Raw genomic sequence first — 22,748 nt, 5'->3', positions numbered from 1 at the left:
GAACTCAGAGGTTGAGATGACTGGGAATGCGCAGATGTCGGCGCACCACATCGACGAAGGCGGGATCGCGCTTGGCGGCCCAGACGGCGGCCATGTGGCCGATGAACCAGAGGACAAGACCTGCGATCCAGAGCCGCAATCCGAGCCCAAGGGCTGCCGCAAGCGTGCCGTTCACAATCGCAACCGACCGCGGCGCGCCGCCCATCAGGATCGGTTCGGTGAGCGCGCGGTGAACGGGCACGACAAAGCCTGCGACCTGATCCCCCATCAGATCACCACGCCGCCGCCGAAGGAGAAGAACGACAGGAAGAAGCTCGAAGCCGCAAACGCGATCGACAGACCGAACACGATCTGGATCAACCTGCGGAAACCACCTGACGAGTCTCCGAACGCGAGCGTGAGCCCGGTCACGACGATGATGATGACGGCGATGATCTTGGCGACCGGCCCCTCAACCGACTGCAAGATCTGATTGAGTGGCTGTTCCCACGGCATGTTCGAGCCGGCCGCCCACGCCGGTGCCGACGCCAAAAGCACCATCCCGGATATCGCTGGTGAAGCGGCATCTCGACGAAAACGAAATTGCGGACGCATGTCAGTCTCCTGCTGATGAAAGTTTGTAGTCGCCGGCGACGCCCAGCCCGTTGACGAGGGCGAGTTCAGCGAGGCGACGATCGGCGCCGCGCCCCGCAAGCACGGCAACGAGGTTGATGGTCTCGGCGATCAGGGCGCGAGGAACCGTGATGACAGCTTCCTGGATGAGTTGCTCGAGCCGCCGCAGCGCACCGAGCGCGCTACCCGCATGAATGGTGCCGATGCCGCCGGGATGGCCCGTGCCCCATGCCTTGAGCAGATCGAGTGCTTCCGCACCGCGAACCTCGCCAACCGGAATGCGATCAGGACGCAATCGCAGCGAGGAGCGAACGAGGTCCGAGAGCGTGGCAACGCCATCTTTGGTCCGCAAAGCCACGAGATTGGGCGCTGTACACTGAAGTTCGCGCGTATCCTCGATCAGAACAACCCGATCGGAGGTCTTTGCAACCTCGGCCAAGAGTGCGTTCGTCAATGTGGTCTTGCCGGTCGATGTCCCACCGGCGACAAGAATGTTCTTCCGCGCGGCGACCGCGTTCTGCAGGACCTTGGCCTGCTCCGAGGTCATAAGCCCCCTGCCGACGTAGTCGTCGAGCGTGAACACAGCGACAGCGGGCTTGCGGATCGCAAAGGCCGGTGCAGCAACAACCGGAGGCAGGAGACCTTCGAAGCGCTCGCCACTCCCAGGCAATTCGGCCGAGACCCGTGGCGCGCCGGCATGCACCTCGGCGCCTACGTGATGCGCTACCAGGCGAACAATGCGCTCGCCATCCACAGCCGACAGGGTTTCGCCTGTGTCGATCAGACCATTCGACAAGCGGTCGATCCACAGCCGCCCATCTGGGTTGAGCATCACCTCGATGATCGCTTCGTCTTCGAGGTAGCCGGCGATCGCCGCGCCGAGCGCGCTACGCAGCATTCGTGCACCGCGCGAACTCGCTTCCGATTGAAAGGAATGGATTGCCACGTTCGTCCCCACCCATTGAGGGCATCCGCAGGGGGCCCTCAGATGGGGATGATTAGAAAAGGCACCAATGCACTTGGTGCAACAAGCGCTTTCGGTGATCGTAGGCTGGCGTAGAAAAAGAAAGACTGAAAGCAAATTTAGCGGCTGCGCAGTCGTATCAGTTCGCCGCGAGTTTCAGCCTCACCATTCCGCATCGTCATCGGCGGGCAGGAGGATGACCGAATCATCATACAACCCAACTGACTCAACAGCGTAGGAAACATCAGCCGGCTTGAACATGAGGATTGAACTCATCCACGAAGCGATGGATCGGCGCCAGGGCAGCGCGAACCAAACCAACGTCGCGATCTGCAGTGCTACGTTGAGACCGAACGCTACTTGATAGGCTTGGAGGGGCCTATGGCCATCATTCGCAGACCATTGCTCCAGGATCAGCCCCGTCGCGTATTGCGCCAGAAATGCCCAACCAAAGTGCAAGACATTCAAGGCGCCATTGGAACGACCGGCAAGCTCCGATGGAAAGTAATCCGCGATCACCGCGAAGCTGACCACGGTTGCCGTTCCGACAATCGCGACAATTGACCAGGGCAGGATGGAGGGCAGAGGCGCTCGCAAAATCAGAGCTAGCTCGGCTGCGATGAACAGCACTGCAACCAGCGCCAATATCGTCTCCGCCCCGATTCCTCTTCGTTTGATGCAATGGACCGTCAAACCGAACAACCAGGCACCGCAGCTCAAGACGATCGACATTATGAAAAGCAGCCTGACGAGACTTGCGCGATCAAGCCCCTCTACGTCTGTCAGCCACGGCGATGCCCACAATCCCTGCAGGGACCAGGATGATCCAACGCAAGTCGCCGATAACGGCGCCACTCGCCAAAAGCGCCGATCACCGAGAACAGAGCTAAGGGTGACGCGCGCTGTTGATGGGACAATGACTCGTTCGGGCACCACGACATAGATGAGAATGGCTGTCGCACCGGTGGCGACCGCCAGGACCTCAAAGAGCTGCCGCCACCCCATCCAAGCGAGTAGGTATTCGACCGGAACTGTAGCGGTCACCGCTCCTAGCGATCCCAGCATGATCATGTAGCCGTTCAGCAAGGCAACTCGTTCCCTGGGAAACCAAAGGATGATGGACTTCAGCCCTGCCGTCAGCGCCGCCGCCACGCCAAGCCCGATCATTGCACGCGCGATCAGAAGCGACAGGAAACCGGTCGATACCGCGAACAGTCCGGCGCCCACTGCTGCGAGCAAGAGCAGAGCACTCTGGACGCGGCGCGGACCAAAGTGGTCCAGCAACATACCGACGGGGATCTGAGCCGTCGCGAAAACAAGGAAATAGACTGACGTAAGCAATCCGAGGTCGCCAGTCCCAAGCCCGGTGTCCGGGCTGAGATGATTGGCGATCAAGGCGTTGATCGTTCGAAACAGGTACGAAAGGTAATATCCAAGAGCAAAAGGGAGAAAAATGCGCGCGATAAGTCGCCATGTCCCGGAAATTTGCATGCTGGCCCCTCTTGCTGTCAGCTCGTGCGAGCCGATAGCGCGACCAGCTTTTTGTGCGCTTGGCTAAATTGTTGCCATGGTAGGCTGGCGTAGAAAAAGGAAGGCCGATGTGACTTTTGCTCGGGCGCGAATCGATAAATTCATCAGCTCCGCTCTACCCTCGCAAGGCGACAATCAACCGGACACTGGTGCATGCGCGCTCGGGGGCACAAGCCGACTCGCCTTTCCTCCTCTCAGGATTTCGACGATGGCTACCGCGTTGCCGTTGCTGGTGACGCGCCCGTAAAGATCGATGCCCCGCATCGCCCGTCCGGCAAAACGGGGCGCCGCAGTCGACCAGATAGAGGCCGCTCAAAGTTATAGCTCGCGCCGGCTGACCTCGTGCGGCGTCCTGAGCACCCATGTCCAAAGTGGGTATTGACGATGACTGAACTCACCGCCGTATGGAGGCAATCAGCAATGAGCGTGCTGGCGTACGTCGCTGCAATCAATGAGGACGGAACGCTAAGCTTTTGGGCCAACGCGTCGCTAAATTGATATGCTGCGCCGGCAATTCACGTTTTCGAGGTCTTATGTGTCTCAAGTCGATTGGTTGAGTCATCTCCTGCAAATCGTCGCCGTGACCGGTCAACTCGAGGTCCGCTGCGCCTACGGCGCACCATGGCGTGTCATCTGGCCCAGGGCAGCGGCGAACGAGATCCCCTACCATGTCATCGTCAAGGGCCGGGCCATTTTCGAGGACCCCGATTCGAGAACAGTGCAGGAGCTTGGGAGCGGGGATATCGTGCTGCTCCCTCACGGTTCAGCGCATGTGCTGCACGACGGCAGCGGCAAGACGCCAGTCAGCACGCACCAAAGCTGGGGCTCCGCAGGATGGATGTTGAGCGAGAACGATGAACCGGGTGAGCAACTAGATCTGCTGTGCGGACGGTTTTTCGTCGTGCCACCCCATGATCGATTAATCCGCAACTACCTGCCGGCAAATCTGGTCGTGCGGGCAATGAAAAACCATGGAGAAGAGGACATCGCGTCGGCATCGATTCAACTTTCCGGACTGGTCGGCCTGATGCGAATGGAGTCCGCTGGTGACAGAGCGGGAGGACGCGCCATTCTCAACGCGCTTTCTTCGGTCCTGTTCACTCTGGTTCTCCGCGCCGCGAGCGAAGCCGGCAAATCCACCGAAGGCTTGTTGGCCCTTGCCGGCAACCCGAGATTGGCACCGGCCATTGCGGCGATGTTCGCTGATCCGACGCGCCCTTGGAAACTTCCCGAACTGGCCGATCTGTGCGGCATGTCACGCGCTACATTCATGCGCCAGTTTCAGGACAAGCTGGGTCGCTCCGCCCTCGACCTGTTGACCGATCTGCGCATGAGCATGGCCGCCAACGAGCTTAAGAAGCCGAGGATCAGCACGGAAGCCGTGGCTGAGACGGTCGGGTATCAATCCGTCTCGGCATTCCGACGTGTCTTTGCGGAGAGGATGGGGATGACGCCAGGGGAATGGCGCCGACTGGCGCATAACGGCGATGAGTCTGGGTCGTCGTCAGAATGATCCTTTTGAGCACCAAATTGCGCCAATAGAGGCTCGAAACGATCACGCCCAGCGGTAAATTGGCTCCGTCATCACTTGATAACGGAGTCACCCAATGAGCAACACCGCTACAACCGCTGCCGATCTCGAAACCGCCCGCTGGCGCGCGGGGCCGCTGCCGACAAACGCCGTCATCGAGACCATTCTGAGCCGCAGTGCTGCAAAGTACTATGACTCGACCACCACCCTGAGCGATGAACAGATCCGTGACCTGGTGCGGATCGGTACTTCAGCGCCGACATCGTTCCATCTGCAGAACTGGCGCTTCATCGCCGTGCGCTCACCCGAAGCGAAGGCGCGGCTGCGTCCGATTGCCTGGAATCAGCCCGCAATCACCGAAGCTGCCGTTACCTTCATCATCATCGGCCAATTGGCTGATGCCAGCACTGTCCCCAGCCGCCTGGCGCCGGTCGTGGAAGCCGGAATCATGCCGGCACATGTGGTGCCGGAATGGGAGGGGCCTGCTCGCGGCCTGTATGACAACCAGCCGCAGCGCCAGCGCGACGAGGCCCTACGCTCCGCTACCTTCGGCGCCGCAGCTATTGTCTATGCGGCCCGCTCGCTAGGCCTGGGGTCGACACCGATGATCGGTTTCGATGCAGAAGCCGTGCACAGAGAGTTCAGCCTGGCCGAAGACGAAATCCCGGTCATGCTGCTGACCGTCGGGCCGGAGCGGCCCGGCAACTGGCCGCAGAAGCCGCGCCTGCCCGTGGCCGATGTGCTGCACTTCGCATAACCAACCCTGAAATCAATCAACTAAGGAGAATATCATGGCCAGAGCTGCTGCTCTGAAGCCGGAACACGTTCCGGCTGATTCGAAACCGACCCTCGATATGTTCACCAAGAACATCGGGTTCACGCCAAACATGATGGCGACCTTCGCGCAAAGCCCGATCGCGTTCAACGCATGGGCCGCTCTCCTCGGCTCCTTGAGCAAGGCGCTCGACGTCAAGACGCGCGACAGCATCGGCCTTGCGGTCTCCGAAGTGAACGGCTGCGACTATTGCCTGACGCTGCACAGCTTCACGGCGGAGCATATGGCCAAGCTGCCGGCCGAGGACATTGTTCTCGCCCGAAAGGGGCATGCCAGGGATCCAAAGCGGGATGCCGCCGTTCAGTTTGCACGCAAGATCATCGAGAGCCGTGGCCACGTCACGGACGCCGATCTGCAAGCCGTCCGCGATGCGGGCTACACGGATGCGAACATCATAGAGATCGTCGCGCTTGTGGCCATGTACTCGCTGACGAACTTCTTCAACAACGTGTTCCATCCCGACAAGGACTTCCCCGCGGTGGCACCGGCCGGCTCGATCTGAGCACGGTCGTCTCGGTTCGCAGATCGGGAAGTTCGGAATCTGAAAAACACCACACGTAAAGGAGTCGAAGATGAAAGCGATTATTGCGACGGACCAAGCTGCCGGATTTGCCGGGATGAAGCTGGCGGAACGGCCCGAACCTCAACCAGCGATAAACGACGTGATCGTAGAGGTTCACGCATCGGGATTCGTTCCGACGGAATTGGAATGGCCGTCGACGTGGACCGATCGCCGCGAACAGGACAGAACTCCGTCAATCCCTGGGCACGAGTTCTCCGGCATCGTCACCGCTCTTGGCTACGGCACGACGGGACTGTCGGTGGGGCAGCGCGTATTCGGCCTTGCCGACTGGTATCGCGACGGCACGCTCGCCGAATATATTGCCATCGAGGCGCGCAATCTGGCGCCATTGCCGGGTGACGTCGATTTCAAGGTGGGCGCGAGTCTGCCGATCTCGGGTTTGACCGCGTGGCAAGGGCTTTTCCAGCACGGCCGTCTTCAGGCCGGTCAGAGCGTGCTTGCGCATGGTGCGGCCGGCGCGGTCGGTTCTATGGTCGTTCAACTCGCACGAGAGGCTGGCGCCTATGTCATCGGAACAGGACGCGCGGCCGACCGGCAGAAAGCGCTCGACTTCGGCGCCAATGAATTCGTCGACCTCGAGAACGACGCCCTCAAAGATATCGGCAGCGTCGATCTCGCATTTGACGTTATCGGCGGCGACATCCAGAAGCAGTCTGCAGCCCTTGTGAGAGCCGGAGGCACGCTGGTGAGTATCGTCGGCCCGGCGGAGGCTCGGCCGCTGGACGGATTGGCCATCGACTTCGTCGTGGAGGCCGATCGCGGCAAATTGAGCGAGATCGTCCAGAGGGTGCGGGACGGAAGACTGCGGACAAACATCGGAAAGGTCTCCTCCCTCGACGATGTTGTCGCCACCTTCAGCTCGGCCCAGCGACGCCAGGGCAAGACGATCATTCAGGTGCGCTCGTAGGACGAGGGGGAGGCTCTCTCCAGCGTGTTACGCTCCGCTTCTGGATCGTGGCGAATGTCTCGGCACGAGCCAGGCGAAGGATTGCGATCGTCAGTCGCGTTTGGGGGCGCGACGGGCCGATCTCGGTTGCGCTGATCGACTTTCGGTTCGAAAACGGAACAAGAGACGCTAGACCGCTAGATTTGCTCCGTTTCCTGACGGCGGATATCTTCTGGAATCTCCCGGAGAAAGCTTTGCCCCTTTTGCAAACGACGTCCAAGCGCCTCGACAAATCCTTCAAAGCGCTCGCGGCCCTTTGCCTGCGCGGCCGCCTGCGCGTCGTTGGGTAGCGGCGGCGTGATCGTCAGCCAGAAGCGGATGAACAGGGCCAAGGTCTCGGCCGTCAGGCCAACGTCACGCTCCAGCCTCTGCATCTGACGGGAAAGCCGATCCAGGCGACGGGTAAACGCAGCTTCTCGCCTGTCCGCTCCGTCGGGTGAAAGAAAGGAGGCGACAGCTGCTTCCACGATCGCAGACCGGGAAAGCTTCTTGCGATCGGCAAGCTCCGAGATCTGTTTCAGAAGCTCTGGCGGGAAATAGACGTTCATTCGGTCGCGCATATTGCCTCAGAGCTCCATACCGTCATTCGGGTCCATGGCGACTTGACGCGCGACACCGCGCATCTGCTGACGCGTAAGTCGAGACTTGCGGACCGCATCCTCGTCATCGTCGAGAACGGCCGCAAATTCCTCGGCCGGCGTCGGTTCGGTCGTCTCCTTAGCGATCGCGACGTGATCGGGGAGTTCGGGCTCACGACGGAGCCCGCTGTTCGCCGTGTCTTCCTCGGCCTCCGCGGCTTTGTCAGTGGGACTTCCCGTCGGCATCGGTGTTCCGAGCGCTGACCATCCGTCCGTTCGCGATGACGGGCCGGCGCTCACCGGATCGGGCGGCGGCAGAAGCCGCTCGGTGAATCTCCGATCCTCGTAGTAGCGGGCCTTCTTCGCCCGGATCGGCGGCGTGCCCGCCACCATGACGATCTCGTCCATCGGCGGAAGTTGCATGACTTCGCCCGGGGTCAGCAGCGGCCTCGCAGTCTCCTGCCGTGAGACCATCAGGTGCCCCAGCCATGGGTTCAACCTGTGCCCGGCGTAGTTCTTCATCGCGCGCATCTCTGTCGCCGTACCCAGCGCATCCGATACCCGCTTGGCGGTCCGCTCGTCGTTGGTCGCGAAGCTGACGCGGACGTGGCAGTTGTCGAGGATGGCATTGTTAGGCCCGTAGGCCTTCTCGATCTGATTGAGCGATTGCGCGATCAAGAAACTCTTGATGCCGTAGCCCGCCATGAAGGCGAGCGCGGACTCGAAGAAATCAAGCCGCCCGAGCGCCGGGAACTCGTCGAGCATCATCAGGACACGATGCCGGCGATCTCGGGCATGCAAGTCCTCGGTCAGCCGCCGGCCAATCTGGTTCAGCACCAGGCGGATCAACGGTTTGGTCCGCGAGATATCGGATGGCGGCACCACGAGATAAAGCGTTGTGGGGCTGGCATCTGCAATCAGGTCAGCGATCCGCCAGTCACAACCGCTAGTCACTCGGGCCACGACGGGATCACGGTAGAGTCCGAGGAACGACATCGCGGTGGACAGGACGCCGGAGCGTTCATTCTCGGACTTGTTGAGAAGTTCGCGCGCGGTCGAGGCGACCACGGGATGGGCGCCCTGCTCGCCGAGGTGCGGCGTGGTCATCATCGCCTTCAGCGTCGCCTCGATCGGCCGCTTCGGATCGGACAGGAAGGCTGCGACGCCGGCCAAGGTTTTGTCTGCCTCGGCATAGAGGACATGGAGGATGGCGCCGACCAGGAGCGAATGACTGGTCTTCTCCCAGTGGTTCCGCTTGTCGAGCGAGCCTTCGGGGTCGACCAGGACATCGGCCACGTTCTGGACGTCGCGAACCTCCCATTCCCCGCGCCGCACTTCGAGGAGTGGATTGTAGGCTGAGGACTTCGGGTTGGTCGGGTCGAACAAGAGGACGCGTCCATGCCGCGAGCGGAAGCCGGCGGTCAGTTGCCAGTTCTCGCCCTTGATGTCGTGCACAATGGCCGAGCCGGGCCAAGCCAGCAGGGACGGGATGACAAGACCGACACCCTTGCCGGACCTGGTGGGCGCAAAACACAACACGTGCTCCGGTCCGTCATGGCGGAGGTAGTCGCGGTCGAGCTTGCCCAGCACCACACCATCCGGACCGAGAAGTCCGGCGGCGTGAACCTCCGCTGCGTCAGCCCAGCGCGCCGAACCATAGGTCTCGACATTCTTGGCCTCACGCGCGCGCCACACTGACATGCCGATCGCCACCGCGATCGAAACGAAGGTCCCCGACGCCGCGATGAAGGCACCCTCGACAAAGACCTGTGGCGCATAGGCATCGTAGACGAACCACCACCAGAAGAAGACGAGCGGGTAGTAGACCTTGAAACCCAACAGTTCGAACCAGGGCCGCCCAAGCTCCGGTTGCCAGGCGAGCCGCCAAGCCGTCCACTCGGTTGCTCCCCAAATGGCCAGCAAGACGATCAGGCCGACAACGATCACCTGTTCCCAGAGGATTTTGGTTCCGGACATCCCGAACGCCCTTTCCGCAACTGAATTGGAGAGATTGCTAGAGGCCGATGTCGCGCTTCCGACCAAAGCCCCATTCGATGCCACCACCGTCCTTCACGACGCCGGTGACGTGTTGGCCGAGCTTCCTTTCGAGTTCGCGCGACCAGGGCACAAGCTGGAAGCCGAGTCCATTGTCGATCATGGCGAACCGTCCCGAAGCGAGCGTCAGCCGCTGGCGATATGTGCCCGCCACATGCTCCCCAGTGGCGGCGTTCACGTGAGGCAGGCGGGTGTCGGCCGAGACCTTTGCGGTCACCTCGTCCAGTTCGCGCCGGCGCAACGTGTTCAACAGGTCGCGCTGCAGGATGATGCGCTGGCCCTCCCGCCGCGCCAGACCCTGCTGGATCAGCTGCTCGGTACGGGCTTCCATGGCCTCGCGCGTCTCGCGGCCGAATCCGCCCATGGCAAGCGGCATGGGCTCGCGTTCGACCAGCCTGTGGTCAAGCCAGGTCGCCCCCTTTGCGGTGATCTGGCCACCAAGATCGAGATCAGAACGGGTTGCGAGGACCAAGGTGGGGCGCGTATCGCCGGCCGGACCGAAGCGTCGGACTTCGACGATGCCGCCCGCCGGCGGTGCATGCTCGAAAGCCTCGAGCCCTCGGAAACGCACGTGGTGAGCGCGCCCGTCTGTTCCGTCGATCAGGGCGTACGCCTCACCGGTCAGTTCGTCATGCAATCCCCGGTCGACCAATCGTCCGATGATCTGGGACGACGGCTGTCCGCCTTCGATGACGAAGTCGGCAACGCCGCGCGCTTCCCCACGCTCGGCAAAGGCGCGGTGCATGGTCTTGATGATATCGCCGCGCATACCGAGGTCGCGCAAGCTGCGCTCGGCCTCGAGCCCAACCATCCATTCGCCGGGTAGCTCCGATGCGGCAAGGCCCATCTTCTCCAAATGTTGAAGGCGACCGACCATCAGGCGCCGGATCTCGGGATCGGACTGGCCGGGACTCTCCGGGCGAAGATCGATAGCGCCGGTCTCATCTGCCGTCAGCCGGATCTCCCGATCGAGCCGCGTCCAGCGCTCTGCGGTGACCTCCCTCTCCAGCGAATTGCGAATCTCGTGCTCCGCTTTTGGACCCAGTTCGATCGCGATCAGTTCCTCGGCGCGCGAGCGCATGCCCTGGCTGATGTAGTCGCGGGAGATCACGAGATCCGCCCCTTCCTCATCTACTCCCCGAACGAGAAGGTGGACGTGAGGGTTGTCGGTATTCCAGTGATCGACAGCGACCCAATCGAGCCGCGTGCCGAGATCGGTCTCCATCTGCTTGGCGAGATCCCGGGTGAAGGCCCTCAGGTCGGTCATCTCGCCGGCATCCTCGGGTGAGACGATGAACCGGAAATGATGCCGGTCGTCCTTGCAGCGTTCCGCGAAATCCGCGCTATCGGCGCGGTCGCTGCAGGCATCGAACATCTCGGCCCGCTCACCACTCCGGGTCACGCCGTCGCGCTTCAGATAGGCGAGGTGGGCGCTCAGCGGTGCTGAACGGAAGGCGCGCCCTTTGTGGCAAACCACACGCGCCTTCACCACAACGCGCCGCGTCGGGCTGAACAATCTGGCGCGGCTAAAGGCGATGCGCCCGCGGCCAAACGTCGAGCGCCCATAGGCCACCGAACGCCTGCCGGCCACGGTCTGACCCGAGGTGTGTCCGGCTTTTTTCGCCGCCCGCAGCACCTGGTTGATAAAGCTCTTTTGCTTCGGCGCGCGGGTGCTGCGGATGCGCCCCGGTCGAATACGCAGGTCGCTGTCGCCCATGCTCACGGCAAGGCCCTCCAACGGTCAAAAGCGCAAATGGTGCCGAAAACGTCCTTGATTGCATTCGTCAAAATGCTAGGCGCGGCACGCGCCCCGACCGACCGGCACGCCGGAACCCAAGCCATGTCAATGGCTTGCGGTTCGACCGGCGAGCCCCTTTTATCTCGCCGTGCTGCTGTCGTGCGTAAGCGTCCGGATCCTGCACGACTTTTCGATAGTGCGTTGTCGTTCCATATCGGGTTCCTTGCTGCATTGGAGGATCTCCGGTGGGTACGGAATATTTCAAGAACGAAGCGCGCCGTTCGTTTTGGTCGGTACACGTTGAAGCCTGGCGGCGAAGCGGTCTCAGCAAGCGCAAATATTGTCGTCAGCATCGTCTCAGTGGCGGCACATTCGATCGCTGGCTGCACCATCTGATTGACGCTGAAACACTGAAAATACGTGCGGAATTGCGCCGAGAGGAACGCCGGGAGCGGCTCCGCAAGAATCAGGCTCCAGTGTCGAAGGACCAGCGCTGCAGAGCCGTCCAAGCGTTCTGGGCAATGCACGTTGAAGCGATGAGGTGGTGCGGACTGAGCATGCAAGCCTATGCCCGGGCACATGGCATATCGCAGCACAGCCTGAAGCGGTGGCGCGATCTGATCGACGCCAATGAGGTGGAAATCGACTGGCGGACGCAGCTTCATCCGAGTGCCCGCCCACTAATAAGCACTAGTGTTAGCAGCGCTGCTAAGGGGTCTCGCGCCAGAAGCCGCTTGACAGATGCACCAACCGCCGATCCGCCGAGCGACGAACGCGCCAACCGGCGTCGCTTCAGTGAGGAGGAAAAGCTCGCGATCGCGACCGAGTCCGAGCTCCCCGGTGCCACCGCTGCCGAGGTTTGCCGGCGCCACAGCATCGTCACCAGCATGTTGTTCCGGTGGCGGGTCCAGCTCGGGTTCAGCAAGCGAGTACCGGCGAAATTGGCGGCTGTGAAGGTCGCCGGCGCACAATCCGCAACGCTCGTCCTGAGCGATCTGTTGCAGCCGCCTAACGGCATGACGGTTGTCGAATTGCACGATGGGCGTCGCGTCTTCGCACCGATCGGCAGTGATCCGGATGCAGTCCGTCGCCACGTCATCGAGCAGGAGACTGCGCGATGATGATCGTGCCGGCCGGCGTGAAGGTGCATCTGGCTTTGGGATATACCGACATGCGCAAGGGCCTGGACGGCCTCGCCGCGCTCGTTCAGGAACACCTCAAGAAGGATCCATTCTCTGGCCACTTGTTTGCCTTCCGAGGCAAGAAGGCAAGCACGCTGAAGATTCTGTTCTGGGATGGCAACGGGCTTTGCCTGTTCAGCAAGCGGCTCGATCAAGGCGGCTTTATCTGGCCAAGAATGAGCGATCCCGGCGGCACGGTGACGCTGTCTCCGGCGCAGTTGGCCATGCTGATCGAAGGCATCGACTGGCGCACGCCGGAGCGTCGATGGCGGCCCGCAGTCGCTGGCTGATAAATTGCAAAAACCCGTATAAAATATAGGGAATCTGCTTCGTCGAATCAGCATGCCCGAGTAGAATCGGTCATGCAGCTCGACCTCGACAATCTGCCGTCGGATACTGCGCTTCTGCATCGCCTGGTGCGCGACATTTCTTCGGTCATCATGCATCGGAACAGCGAGATCCAGCGTCTCCAAGCAATCATCAAACAGCTTCAGCGTGCACAATTTGGGCGCACCGAGCGTCTCGACGCCGATCAACTCGCCCTTGGACTGGAAGACCTGGACGTCGATCTGTCGGCTGTCGAGGCAGAGCAAGCCTCGGTGGAAGCATCTGCGCCGATGCAAAAACTGCGGCCGAAGCGTAAGCCGCTGCCGGATCATCTGCCCCGCGAAGAGGTCGTGCTCAACATCGATAGCGAGACATGTGCGCGTTGCGGCGGCGCGCTGCATGCGATCGGTGAGAGTGTCAGCGAGATGCTGGACTGGGTACCAGCGCAGTTGCGCGTGGTGCGCGTCTGCCGCCCGAAATATGCCTGCCGCAGCTGCGCAACGATCACCCAGGTGCCGGCGCCCGAACGACCGATCGCCGGCGGTTTGGCCACGCCAGCCATGCTCGCGCAGGTGCTGATCAGCAAATACTGCGACCACACACCGCTCTATCGACAGGCGCAGATTCTTGCCCGCCATGGCGTCGAACTGGAGCGCTCGACCTTGGCCGGATGGGTTGGCGGCGCGTGCTGGTGGTTTGCGGCCCTGCACGATCGGCTGTGCGAGCACATGTTCTCGTCGGATCACCTGTTTGCCGACGACACTCCAATCCCGGTGCTCGATCCTGGCCGCGGGCGCACCAAAACCGGACGGCTGTGGGTGTATGCCCGTGATCAACGGAGCTGGGCTGGGCCTGAGCCGCCAGCTGCGGTTTATGTGTTCGCGCCCGACCGGAAAGCGGAGCGCCCGGCGGCGCATCTGACACACTTCAAGGGCGTCCTGCATGTCGACGGTTACGCGGGATTCGAGCGGCTGACCGACGCCGGAAAGATCACTCTCGCCGCATGTTGGGCGCACACCAGGCGCAAGTTCTACGAGGTTGCGCAAGCCGAGGACACGCCCATCGCGCACGAGGTCCTGCGCCGCATCGCCAGCCTCTATGCCGTCGAAGCGCAGGTACGTGGTCAATCGCCGGCACATCGGCTGGCCACGCGACGCGCGCTCGCCAAGCCGATCATTGATAGCCTTCGCCTTTGGCTCGAGGTCCAGCTCCCGCAACTGCCCGGCCGCGGCAATCTCGCCGAAGCGATCCGATACGCCCTGTCGCGCTGGGATGGATTGACCCGCTTCCTCCATGACGGCCGCATCGAACTCGACACGAACCCCGTCGAGAGGGCGATCCGACCTGTGGCGCTCGGCCGCAAGAACCATCTTTTTGCCGGTAGCGACGGCGGCGGGGAACGATGGGCAATCCTCTGTTCGCTGATCGAGACGTGTAAGCTCAATGACGTCGAGCCTTACGCATACCTGCGTGACGTGCTGCAGCGAATGATCGACGGACATCCGATCAACCGTCTGGACGAACTGCTGCCGTGGGCTTGGAACGCTCAGCATCCTGTCAAGACCTGAGTCTCATGTGCAGGATCCGGACGCATACGTCGTGCCTCCCCACTGCGCTCGCCTTTCCGCCCATTCTTCTCCAGGCCGCGCTAAAGCATGCGAGCTTGCGCATTCGCTCATCGCGAGCCTCCCGCATCAGATCTCAGGACGAACAACCCTATTGCTCGTGGCGCAATGGCCGAGACGTCGTGAACGGAGGCAGCTGTCGTAGCTCGGTTCGAGGGACTCCCAGATTGGAGCCCGGCAACGGTCTTCGAGATCTCAGAGCGCCCAACGAAGAGCGCTCCCGCCGATGACCGCAGACTCGCGACTGCGCTGGAAGCTGCAATGTCGCTGCCGATGACTGACGCAAGCTTCTGCAAATAGGCCTTCGTCTCGGCTGGCAATGCGCGGCCAGCGAGATGCTCTTCGTAGCGAGCAGGTCCTGCGTTATAGGCCGCCAGGAAGCCCGGTGAACCATACCGGTCGTGCAGCTCGCGAAGATACGCGGTTCCCGCAATAATGTTGTCGTGGGGATCGTAGGGATCGTCGCCGAGGCTGAACCGCAGACGTAGTTCAGCCCACGTCGCTGGCATGATCTGCATCAGCCCCATGGCACCGTTCGGTGACCTGGCGCGCACGTCGCCACCGCTTTCGACTTGTATGACTGCGCGTACCCAGTGCGTCGGGATGCCAAAGCGACGCGTGGCCTGCTCGACGAAATCAGCAAATGGAACGCTAGTTCGATGACTCGCTGAAGGATCCGCGGTTGGCGTCTCGGCGACAGCATGATCGTTGCTCACAGTCAGCGCCACAAACAACGGCGCGACAACGCGCAGGCTCCTCTCAAACAAGTGCAAGCGTGCCGCCGTGCTCGCGCCCGTCCAGGGTAAGCTGCTTCGCGCCGGCCTTCCGGCCGCCCTGGACTGCCGCTCCACGCGACGGCTGAGCAGAGGTTGGTCGGCATGGAGGAATGGTACAGCACTCGGCCGAACAGAGGAATGGCAGATCGGACTCGCAGCATACGCACCATCAATCCTCCCAGGTCCACACCGGCAGCGCGCGGCCAATGACAGCCGATGCCGGCAAGAGCCCGAAATAACGGCCGTCCAGCGAGCTGGTGGACTGCCAGTTCATGACAAAGAGCTCGCCGTCACCGACGAGGCTGCAGCCCTGCCATTGTGGGAGGGGACGGCCGCGGCCGTCGCGATCTCGGGCTTCACCCATTTCGATGGCGTCAACCGAAATGGTGAGCCCGCTTCGGCAAACGGTCTGCCCGGGAAGCGCCAGCACGCGTTTGAGCATCGGCAATCCGGCTGGCAGATAGCCGTTCAGGTCGAGGAACGTCGCGAGCGGCTCCGGTGGCTGTACGGTGAGGAGTTCCGTAACGAACAGTTTGTCCACCGGCTGCACGCGGTAGAGCCCGATGGGTACGCTCTCGGATGCATTCCAGATGTAGGCCGGCGTAATCTCCAGAACGGTTGGTGCGACAAGTGCGACAGCACCGCAGAGCATCGTGGTCAGCGTCTTGAGCCGCGGTTTCATCGCATGACCCTCTGCCGGTGAAGCCATGCCTGGTGGCGGGCTTTCGTGTAGGGGCGCGGGTTTTCGTTGACGGACAGACGATTGTGAATGTGATGCCAGTGGTTAGGAGCGACGTCGGCGGGATCAATGCCGAGCGCTTCGATGGCGTCGACCATCTGCAGCACCCGTTCGACTGTCGGCCAACCGGAGAGCCGCAGCAAGATCTCCCCGCCGGGCTTCACATACGGGACGGTCGAGCAGCGCTGTCCCGGTGCGACCGCACGCAAGATGTCAATCCGCGAGATAATCGTGCCAAAGTCGTTGGAGGTCCAACGGACGAAGGCAAAGATGCTGCCCGGTGCAAATGACAGGACACGCCTGTGACGATCAAGCTTGCCTTCGTCGATGATGCGACCGAACCGAATGCGGTTTTCGATACGCTTCTCGAGCCACAACACTTCCACTTCCGTGAGATCGCTCATGCGGCGGCTCCCTGACGCTGGAGCTGGCAGCCGTGAGCTTGGGGCTCGGTGGAGAGTGTGTATGGCCTGCAAAGGCCGGCTGGACTGTCGGACTGCCGTTGCCAAGCGCTGCCAACGCGGCTTTCGGCCTGATCCGTTAGAAGAAATCCGAAGGATTTCTGGTTAGTAGAGTTAGAGCAGCTGGAAAGTGTGGAGAAACAAGCACTTCGGCTCGATTCCGGTCCCCGATAGCACGAGGATCGGGTCCCGGATAGCACGACACGAGCTGATTCACAGGTTGTCCTCCGAATTTGGAATGAGACCGCGCTGGCGCAGGCGTGCCGTTAAGGGATCAACAGGCGTAGGCGCGAAGTTCAGTCGCTCGGTGCCGTTCGGATCGCGCGTGAGCACGAGCTGATAGCCCGGCAATGTCTGACGCTGGACGATCTGACGTACGTCGTACGTGAAGTGCTTGAGCGGTGAGAGGATGCCGGACTTGGCATGGAGGTGCACAAGATCAAAACTCCAGCCACCGTCCTGCCGACCGCCGTGCTTGCGGACAAGCCGATAAAGCCAGCGCTCAAGTCCGCCCGTCAGATCGAAATAGGCACGGTCGGTCGTGAGCACGAGCGCGTCATCGATTACGCCCGCGTAGAACCAATCAGGCAGAATCAGCTCGAGCCCAAATGGACGACCATTTGCATCGACCGTCTCCTTCCACTCGTTGATCCACGAGAAGCGATGCCGCCGTCGTCCTGCTGGCTGGCGGATCGATGTCAACACAGTCGTTGACTGAAGTCTGTCGAGACCAGCCTTCAACCGGTCATAGTCGCGTGCGCTGGTGCCGCGGCCGACGAACGTAAGAATCTCGTACGGCGTTGCAGCCATCAGACGCGAAGTCTTCAGACCTGCGTCGCGGGCTTCGACGATCTGGGACGCAGCCCAGATCAGAACGTCCGCATCCCAGATCGTCGCCATGCCATGTTCCGGCACGGCTTCGACACGAATTGCGATTGCACCCGCACGGAAATCGATCGGCACGATCCTCTTTGTTTTTGCGAGCGAAAAGAATGGATAAGCCATCAGATCCTGCGCGTCACGGGGCGCAAGATTGCCAGGTAGTGCTCGAAAGAGCTCAAGCTGGTCACGCTCGGATTGGTGTTTTCGCCGCATGGTCACTGCTCTCACGCGGTGTCACCGACGTTCCTGGCCCGCATACGGGCGCAGCGCTGGGTGCTTCTTAGCTGGCAGCACGGTCCCCTTGCCGGGGTCGGACGTCGAGGTCTTGGCGCCCCGGTCGGCCCAAGCTTTCAGGTCATCGACGGCGTAGACAACACGTCCGCCGATCTTCCGATACGTCGGTCCAGTACCGTACGTGCGGTGCTTCTCGAGCGTGCGACCGGACAGGCCAAGATAGCGCGCGGCCTCAGGTGTACGCAGGAATCGCGGGGGAAGACCGGCCATCGGATCGGGCATTTGAGAACTCCAAGAGGACAGCGCACTACGCTTGGCTAGGCCGGCGTGTGTGCGGTCATCATGGAGAAGCAAGTTCTCGGAGGGGATGCCGAATATTGGGGGGCTGATTTTCGGCACCCCTGGCGGACGGCGCTACTTGTTCCCGCGCCCGGGCCGCAGAAGTTTGCGATAGCCTCCGCGCACCAACGCGAGGCCACTTTTTACGAGACGGATGGTTCGGCTGCGCAAATCGTGCGTTTTCCAGGCACCATCGGGTATGCGCTTTTCCCCGAACAGAGCTTCAGCGATGCTACGATAAGTCGCGCCGGCTAAATACGCGGCGACCGCGCGAAGGGCTGCGCATAGTCGTTCGCGCCGCCGTTTGGGCAAGCGATGAAAGGCAGGTCGCGGCGCGCGTCCGTTCATCGCTCGCCACAGCCGCGTGGCAGCGTGCGCGCGCGCTTCGAAATCGCGGTCGAGCGGCAACTCGACTGCATAGTGAGTGCCTCCGGCCAGCGGCTGTTTTGACCAGATGCGATGCTCCACCGAGCCGATGTGCAGCACCGCGTGCCAACCGTCTGCGGCGCGACACACCTGTCCGGCAGTAATGTCGAGCAGTGGCTGAGACGGCGATCTGTGAAAAACAGCTGGCGCGGTTGTCACGGGGACAACGGACGCCAGAACTTCAGGTGTCCAAAAGATCGCCTGTTCTTTGGAGGACTTTTGCGGATCATGGGCGAAAGCAGATGCCCCACCTCCTCCTGAATTCCTCAGTCACTTCGCCATCCGGGCTGTTCGCAATCATTGTTTCGTAATCGCGTTGGTAGTCCACGTTCATGCGAAGACCTTCCCAGGCGATGTGAGTGATCTCAGCGTTCTCTAGGCTCTTAAACGAATCTGGCGATCGCCAGTCAAATTCAGGCATTGCTTCCGCCCCATTGCACGCAGCTAACAAGGATTGCGGCGCAATAATTATGAACGAGGCGGTTGTAGGAAGCCCCTAGTTTGGCACCACGTGGTGCATGAGAATGACCACCGGTCAGCCGGAGAAAATCGTTTTGGCTGCAAGTCTCTAGTCGGCAGTTCTCTTCTATTTTGAGCCGGCGCCACGCAAGAGGCGTCCCTGCTCGGTGACCCATTTGGCGCGCGCAAGATGACTCTGATATGCGGTCCGCGCACGGTCCGGCTCTCGCTCCGGATCAATATGCAAGACGATTCGAGCGACTTCTCGCCAGTCCGCCCCCTCACCCTCCGCCTGCAGAAGGCGAATATACGTTACAATGTGCTCCTCATCGTAAGATGTCAGTACTGGCCCACTGGGAGCTACGTCAGCCACATTGGGATCGAGCGGCGATGTCTGCATGATCTTAAGGTCGTAGAGTTCACTGTCTAATGGTTCAGGAGCCGCACTTTGTTAAGTATATCGAGGTGCAATATACTGAACAAGCGGCATCTTTGCCCGCATGGATTTGCGGGAGACATTCGCCACTAACTTGCGTCGTCTACGCAATGCGAGGGGATGGTCTCAAGACGAACTGGCTCTGGAAGCTGAGATAAGTCGGAGCTATCTGAGTCAGCTCGAGAAGGGCGTATACCACGTCAGCATAAAGGTCATTGGTCGCCTTGCCGATAAGCTCGACGTCGAGCCTGATGAATTCTTAAAACGGACGGCAAAGAGAGGTCGCGCCAAGTAGGCGCGACCCGACTCGCGAGCCGGGCCGAAGGCTCGGCGAGCGCCGGACGCGGACACGCGTCATCGCCACCGGTCCGGCTTGCCGGACGGGTGGCGATGCACAGGGCACGATGGAGGTAGCCGCGCGACCGATCTTGATTGCGCGGCTCGCTCTCTCAGATTGCTCGTTCCATCAAGCGCTTTGCCTTTCCTTCCAGTTCAAGCCTCGCGTCCTGATGCGCTTTGTTTCGCGCAAGCGCCGTGATCCCCTGCACGAAATCGAAGATGCTTTCCGGCTTTCGGTTTTCTTCACCTAGAACGGTTTCGATGATCTTCGCCGTCTCGGATCTGGAAAACCCGCCTTTGCGGAGGAAAGTCTCCCGGTCCTCTTCCGTGCGGGCAACAATCCGCTCCCGAGCCGCCTTGATACCGGCGACGAATGGCGCGGGCGAGGAATTGGCAAAGGTCGTCAACGCGGGAGCGGCTTCATGCGCAAAGCGTTGCGCGGCGAATTTCGAATGCCGGATGTTGATCTGTTCGAAATTCTCCACGCCCCAGAGATTGCGGTTCATGCAGACGGCGCGAAGATAGAAGCTGGCAATACCCAGCGTCTTGCTACCAACTTCGCTGTTCCAGCAATAAAATCCCCGGAAATACAAATCCGGCGCCCCATCCGGGAGGCGCCCCGCCTCGATTGGGTTGGTGTCGTCGACCAGAAACAGAAACACGTCGCGGTCACTGGCGTAGAGCGTGGTCGTGTCCTTGGTCACGTCCACAAAGGGATTATGGGTCATGGTCGCCCAATCCATCACGCCCGGCACCTTCCACCGCGTGTCACCGGTGCCATTGCCCGCGATCTTCATGACCGCGGCGACCAACTCATGATCCCAAATGCGGCCATAGTCCGGCCCGGTGACAGCACGAAGCTCAACACGTCCGCTATTGGTCTCCAGGGTCTTCACGAGCTCGGCGCGATGCGACAGCAGGCCGTGTTGCAGATTGATGGCGGACAGGGCCGCGGGAAGCTGCCTCAGATAGGATGTCGGCGCACCGACCAGCGTGCACAACTGGCCAAAGCTCCAATGGGTCGGCACCACCGGCTCGTCACGTCCTGGTACCGTCAGGGCCAGCCGCTCCAAATTGTCTCGATTTGCCTCCACCCGAATGGCCCGGCTCTCCACCGTTCGCGCCTGCGCGCGCTCGGCTCGTCCTCGTACCGCCTCATAGAGGTCCGGCAAATTCAGAAAGCGCTCGTCATCCGGTCGCGCAAACCACTCGGACGACACGCGGCCGATCCGCTGGCCGCGCGATACATCCACGCGAAAACCGCCCGAAGCAGGCTGCTCGCTCTGGGATAGGGTCATCATGTTCATGGTCATTCTCCTATGGGCTGAGGTTGAAGCGCAGCGCTGCGCTGCAACCCTGCCCGTCGGCGAGACCTGGGGTAGCAAGGGCAAGGGCGGCAGGACGCGGAGGGGGATCACCCGCCTGATAAGGGCGCGCTAAAAGCGCGCGTCTGCACGCGCCTGACGACGACGTCGTCATGAAACGCGGAAGACCGGGGATACCGCTCCGGCCGGCACGGCGAGCCGTGCTTCACCCTTGCCCGCGCGAGGGCGAAGCCCTTAGCCATCTCTTCAAAGAAAAATGCTTTTCTTCCCGCAAAGCAGCGTGGGAAACGCAAAAAAAAGGCCCCGCCTCCGAGGAGGCGGGGGCGATGATGCCGAGGGATCAGTCGCCGTTACGGCGGGACCAGATCAGGGTGAAGCCCTCGTCGCCTTCGACCTTCACCAGCGAAGCGTAGATCGGGGCCGGGAAGCTCGGGTCGTCGAGCTTGACCGAGAGGTATTCACGGTCGCTGTCGCGGGCGGTCTTCTTCCAGGCGGCGCCGAATTCGATCATACCGGCGAAGATGCGGTAGTCCGGCGCCTTCTCGTTGTCCTTCTCGGATGCGGCGAAGCGTGCCTTGATGTTCAGCGTCAGCGTCTTGATCGAGCCGATGTAGCCATTGTCCGAAGCGGTGAAGTTGCCGATGGTAGCCATGGTGGTCTCCGTTTGTTGCTCGGGCCGCGCCTATCGCAGCCTCGATGGCGATCCTTGGCCCGGGGAGCGATCGGCCCGCAGCCTTCAGGCCCGCAGCGCTAGCGGAGGACGGCGATAGCCTGCTTTTTTGTCTTCCGCGAGGAATGTCGCCTCTTCGCGGCAGGGGAAAAAAGCAGGCGCAGCCGTTGCGGGAAGGCGATCGAGGCTCTTGCCGTCCCTCGGGCCTGATCAGCCCATTCGAGGTTGCGTTGGACGCGCCCTGAACGAACTGACGGAGACAACCATGGCGGCCGATGCCGACGCAGCACAAGGACATACCTGGGTCGATCGAACGCCTGCTGGCGCCGGAGCATCAACGGCAAGAAAGACGCATCTTGGCAAACGCTAGCGCCCGACTTCGTATTCCCGCGTGCTAGGTGCGGGAATGCGACCGGGGTAATCCCCAGACAGCAATCTCAAATGCTCCAGGCATCACACGATCAATGCGTCCAGCCTCATCGCTTGCTGCTGATTGACGAGCACGATACAGCCGTCCCCTTTGCTGCCGCAAGCGGCATAGATCAGAGGGATCGAGGCCTTGATCATGGCATGCCTTCCATTTAGCGGACGCCGCTGTGCGCAAAAATCGGCCGCGCGCCGGGCAGGCGCGCGGCCGAAACTTTGATGCTGACCGGGACCGCTCAGGCGGCACCGGCTCTTGTGTCCTCCGCAGCGAGTATGCATCACAACCTTGCGCCTCGTTTGGCGCAGCCGCCCGTTTCTCCGGCTTGGTCGTTCTCAGCAGTGAGCGCTCAGCAGTGAGCGCCAAGCGGTCGTCGCCAGCAACTGTTCCGCGGCTCTCGCCATGTCGATCTGCTTCATATCTACATTCGCTCGGCGGTCTCGCCGCTCACGGTTCGCGAACTGCTCCCAGAACGATCCGGCGCCGCCATGAAATGCGATCATCCCGATACTCAGTGCGAGGAAAAACTGAAGGACATTACACAGCACTCGCAACGATGGCCCAGCAGAACAAAGCCAATGCCGATTGTGTTCAGAAACAAGCGCAATAGCGAGCATGGTGGTGGCTCCATGTGCATAGATGTACCCGTCGCGCCTTCCACCACCACGGCGCAACTCTGGAATATGAAAGCAAAAGGAGGCGGAGTTTCGCCTTAAGCAAATCCGCCTCTCTG

The 22,748-nt window shown here is 61.4% G+C and carries 26 protein-coding genes; 8 read left to right on the top strand and 18 right to left on the bottom strand.

Annotation, left to right across the window (positions count from 1 at the left end; all coding sequences use genetic code 11):
* Nucleotides 1-4: 4 nt before the first annotated feature.
* The 4 genes from BLV07_RS23555 to BLV07_RS23540 all read right to left on the bottom strand — a co-directional run bounded on the left by BLV07_RS23555 (nucleotide 5) and on the right by BLV07_RS23540 (nucleotide 3,067).
* Nucleotides 5-268 carry a VirB3 family type IV secretion system protein gene (locus BLV07_RS23555; RefSeq protein WP_091890117.1) on the bottom strand — a complete coding sequence of 88 codons (264 nt, stop codon included), beginning with the start codon at nucleotides 266-268 and terminating at the stop codon, nucleotides 5-7.
* Nucleotides 268-540, bottom strand: a complete 273-nt coding sequence (locus tag BLV07_RS23550; RefSeq protein WP_244486413.1) for a TrbC/VirB2 family type IV secretion system protein — start codon at nucleotides 538-540, stop codon at nucleotides 268-270. Before BLV07_RS23550 ends, BLV07_RS23555 begins: the two co-directional genes overlap by 1 nt.
* Nucleotides 541-595: 55 nt before the next feature.
* On the bottom strand, nucleotides 596-1,510 hold the full coding sequence (trbB, locus tag BLV07_RS23545; protein ID WP_143035480.1) for a P-type conjugative transfer ATPase TrbB: 915 nt from the start codon (nucleotides 1,508-1,510) through the stop codon (nucleotides 596-598).
* A gap of 228 nt (nucleotides 1,511-1,738) precedes the next feature.
* Nucleotides 1,739-3,067 carry an MFS transporter gene (locus BLV07_RS23540; RefSeq protein WP_091890111.1) on the bottom strand — a complete coding sequence of 443 codons (1,329 nt, stop codon included), beginning with the start codon at nucleotides 3,065-3,067 and terminating at the stop codon, nucleotides 1,739-1,741.
* Nucleotides 3,068-3,641: 574 nt separating this feature from the next.
* On the opposite strand from BLV07_RS23540, the gene BLV07_RS23535 reads away from it, so the two are divergent.
* The 4 genes from BLV07_RS23535 (at nucleotide 3,642) to BLV07_RS23520 (ending at nucleotide 6,962) form a co-directional block, all read left to right on the top strand.
* Nucleotides 3,642-4,619: an AraC family transcriptional regulator gene (locus tag BLV07_RS23535; protein WP_091890292.1), complete on the top strand. Its 978-nt coding sequence runs from the start codon at nucleotides 3,642-3,644 to the stop codon at nucleotides 4,617-4,619.
* Between the two features lie 94 nt (nucleotides 4,620-4,713).
* The gene (locus tag BLV07_RS23530) at nucleotides 4,714-5,394 is read left to right on the top strand and encodes a nitroreductase family protein (protein WP_210187817.1); all 681 of its coding nucleotides are present in this window, start codon (nucleotides 4,714-4,716) and stop codon (nucleotides 5,392-5,394) included.
* 34 nt (nucleotides 5,395-5,428) lie between these two features.
* On the top strand, nucleotides 5,429-5,974 hold the full coding sequence (locus tag BLV07_RS23525; RefSeq protein WP_091890108.1) for a carboxymuconolactone decarboxylase family protein: 546 nt from the start codon (nucleotides 5,429-5,431) through the stop codon (nucleotides 5,972-5,974).
* Between the two features lie 70 nt (nucleotides 5,975-6,044).
* Entirely contained in the window at nucleotides 6,045-6,962 is a 918-nt protein-coding gene (locus BLV07_RS23520) for an NADP-dependent oxidoreductase (protein ID WP_091890105.1), read from the top strand.
* A 176-nt stretch (nucleotides 6,963-7,138) separates the two neighbouring features.
* Here the strand turns inward: BLV07_RS23520 and BLV07_RS23515 are convergent, their stop codons facing one another.
* From BLV07_RS23515 to BLV07_RS23505, 3 genes are read right to left on the bottom strand one after another with little or no spacing between them, the layout of a single operon-like run.
* Nucleotides 7,139-7,561 carry a ribbon-helix-helix domain-containing protein gene (locus BLV07_RS23515; RefSeq protein WP_091890101.1) on the bottom strand — a complete coding sequence of 141 codons (423 nt, stop codon included), beginning with the start codon at nucleotides 7,559-7,561 and terminating at the stop codon, nucleotides 7,139-7,141.
* 6 nt (nucleotides 7,562-7,567) lie between these two features.
* Entirely contained in the window at nucleotides 7,568-9,556 is a 1,989-nt protein-coding gene (locus tag BLV07_RS23510) for a conjugal transfer protein TraG (protein WP_091890098.1), read from the bottom strand.
* 37 nt (nucleotides 9,557-9,593) lie between these two features.
* Nucleotides 9,594-11,357 carry a relaxase/mobilization nuclease domain-containing protein gene (locus BLV07_RS23505; protein ID WP_091890286.1) on the bottom strand — a complete coding sequence of 588 codons (1,764 nt, stop codon included), beginning with the start codon at nucleotides 11,355-11,357 and terminating at the stop codon, nucleotides 9,594-9,596.
* Nucleotides 11,358-11,617: 260 nt separating this feature from the next.
* Between BLV07_RS23505 and tnpA the strand changes: the two genes are divergently transcribed.
* The 3 genes from tnpA to tnpC all read left to right on the top strand — a co-directional run bounded on the left by tnpA (nucleotide 11,618) and on the right by tnpC (nucleotide 14,448).
* The gene (gene tnpA / locus BLV07_RS23500) at nucleotides 11,618-12,493 is read left to right on the top strand and encodes an IS66 family insertion sequence element accessory protein TnpA (protein WP_091890095.1); all 876 of its coding nucleotides are present in this window, start codon (nucleotides 11,618-11,620) and stop codon (nucleotides 12,491-12,493) included.
* Nucleotides 12,490-12,843, top strand: coding sequence for an IS66 family insertion sequence element accessory protein TnpB (gene tnpB / locus BLV07_RS23495; protein ID WP_091890092.1), 354 nt, complete (start codon nucleotides 12,490-12,492; stop codon nucleotides 12,841-12,843). The genes tnpA and tnpB overlap by 4 nt, the downstream gene beginning before the upstream one ends.
* Before the next feature lie 72 nt (nucleotides 12,844-12,915).
* On the top strand, nucleotides 12,916-14,448 hold the full coding sequence (tnpC, locus tag BLV07_RS23490; RefSeq protein WP_091890089.1) for an IS66 family transposase: 1,533 nt from the start codon (nucleotides 12,916-12,918) through the stop codon (nucleotides 14,446-14,448).
* 107 nt (nucleotides 14,449-14,555) lie between these two features.
* Here the strand turns inward: tnpC and BLV07_RS23485 are convergent, their stop codons facing one another.
* From BLV07_RS23485 to BLV07_RS48960, 8 genes are all read right to left on the bottom strand, one after another.
* Nucleotides 14,556-15,272, bottom strand: a complete 717-nt coding sequence (locus tag BLV07_RS23485; RefSeq protein WP_091890283.1) for a lytic transglycosylase domain-containing protein — start codon at nucleotides 15,270-15,272, stop codon at nucleotides 14,556-14,558.
* Between the two features lie 178 nt (nucleotides 15,273-15,450).
* Nucleotides 15,451-15,963, bottom strand: a complete 513-nt coding sequence (locus BLV07_RS23480; protein ID WP_091890086.1) for a S26 family signal peptidase — start codon at nucleotides 15,961-15,963, stop codon at nucleotides 15,451-15,453.
* On the bottom strand, nucleotides 15,960-16,424 hold the full coding sequence (locus tag BLV07_RS23475; RefSeq protein WP_091890082.1) for a DUF2840 domain-containing protein: 465 nt from the start codon (nucleotides 16,422-16,424) through the stop codon (nucleotides 15,960-15,962). Before BLV07_RS23475 ends, BLV07_RS23480 begins: the two co-directional genes overlap by 4 nt.
* Before the next feature lie 270 nt (nucleotides 16,425-16,694).
* On the bottom strand, nucleotides 16,695-17,576 hold the full coding sequence (locus BLV07_RS23470) for a replication initiator protein A (RefSeq protein WP_091890079.1): 882 nt from the start codon (nucleotides 17,574-17,576) through the stop codon (nucleotides 16,695-16,697).
* A gap of 21 nt (nucleotides 17,577-17,597) precedes the next feature.
* The gene (locus BLV07_RS23465) at nucleotides 17,598-17,879 is read right to left on the bottom strand and encodes a helix-turn-helix transcriptional regulator (RefSeq protein ID WP_008561544.1); all 282 of its coding nucleotides are present in this window, start codon (nucleotides 17,877-17,879) and stop codon (nucleotides 17,598-17,600) included.
* Between the two features lie 132 nt (nucleotides 17,880-18,011).
* Entirely contained in the window at nucleotides 18,012-18,422 is a 411-nt protein-coding gene (locus tag BLV07_RS23460; RefSeq protein ID WP_244551194.1) for a DUF2285 domain-containing protein, read from the bottom strand.
* Nucleotides 18,423-18,588: 166 nt separating this feature from the next.
* Entirely contained in the window at nucleotides 18,589-18,783 is a 195-nt protein-coding gene (locus tag BLV07_RS48965; RefSeq protein WP_091890073.1) for a transcriptional regulator domain-containing protein, read from the bottom strand.
* Between the two features lie 165 nt (nucleotides 18,784-18,948).
* On the bottom strand, nucleotides 18,949-19,221 hold the full coding sequence (locus BLV07_RS48960) for a DUF2285 domain-containing protein (protein WP_091890068.1): 273 nt from the start codon (nucleotides 19,219-19,221) through the stop codon (nucleotides 18,949-18,951).
* Nucleotides 19,222-19,321: 100 nt separating this feature from the next.
* Here BLV07_RS48960 and BLV07_RS23445 point away from each other — a divergent pair, with 100 nt between their 5' ends.
* A complete protein-coding gene (locus BLV07_RS23445) occupies nucleotides 19,322-19,552 on the top strand; it encodes a helix-turn-helix domain-containing protein (RefSeq protein ID WP_091890065.1) in 231 nt (76 codons plus the stop codon).
* Nucleotides 19,553-19,706: 154 nt separating this feature from the next.
* On the opposite strand, the gene BLV07_RS23440 is transcribed toward BLV07_RS23445, so the two are convergent.
* The 3 genes from BLV07_RS23440 to BLV07_RS23430 all read right to left on the bottom strand — a co-directional run bounded on the left by BLV07_RS23440 (nucleotide 19,707) and on the right by BLV07_RS23430 (nucleotide 22,632).
* Nucleotides 19,707-20,897 carry a DUF932 domain-containing protein gene (locus tag BLV07_RS23440; RefSeq protein ID WP_502690205.1) on the bottom strand — a complete coding sequence of 397 codons (1,191 nt, stop codon included), beginning with the start codon at nucleotides 20,895-20,897 and terminating at the stop codon, nucleotides 19,707-19,709.
* A gap of 364 nt (nucleotides 20,898-21,261) precedes the next feature.
* Nucleotides 21,262-21,573: a DUF736 domain-containing protein gene (locus tag BLV07_RS23435; protein ID WP_091890059.1), complete on the bottom strand. Its 312-nt coding sequence runs from the start codon at nucleotides 21,571-21,573 to the stop codon at nucleotides 21,262-21,264.
* 777 nt (nucleotides 21,574-22,350) lie between these two features.
* Nucleotides 22,351-22,632: a hypothetical protein gene (locus BLV07_RS23430; RefSeq protein WP_143035479.1), complete on the bottom strand. Its 282-nt coding sequence runs from the start codon at nucleotides 22,630-22,632 to the stop codon at nucleotides 22,351-22,353.
* Nucleotides 22,633-22,748 lie beyond the last annotated feature (116 nt).

It is taken from the genome of Bradyrhizobium sp. Rc2d, assembly GCF_900099855.1.
Lineage (GTDB): Bacteria > Pseudomonadota > Alphaproteobacteria > Rhizobiales > Xanthobacteraceae > Bradyrhizobium.
Note: the sequence above shows the minus strand (reverse complement) of the source record. Positions and strands in the feature narration are given on the sequence as shown.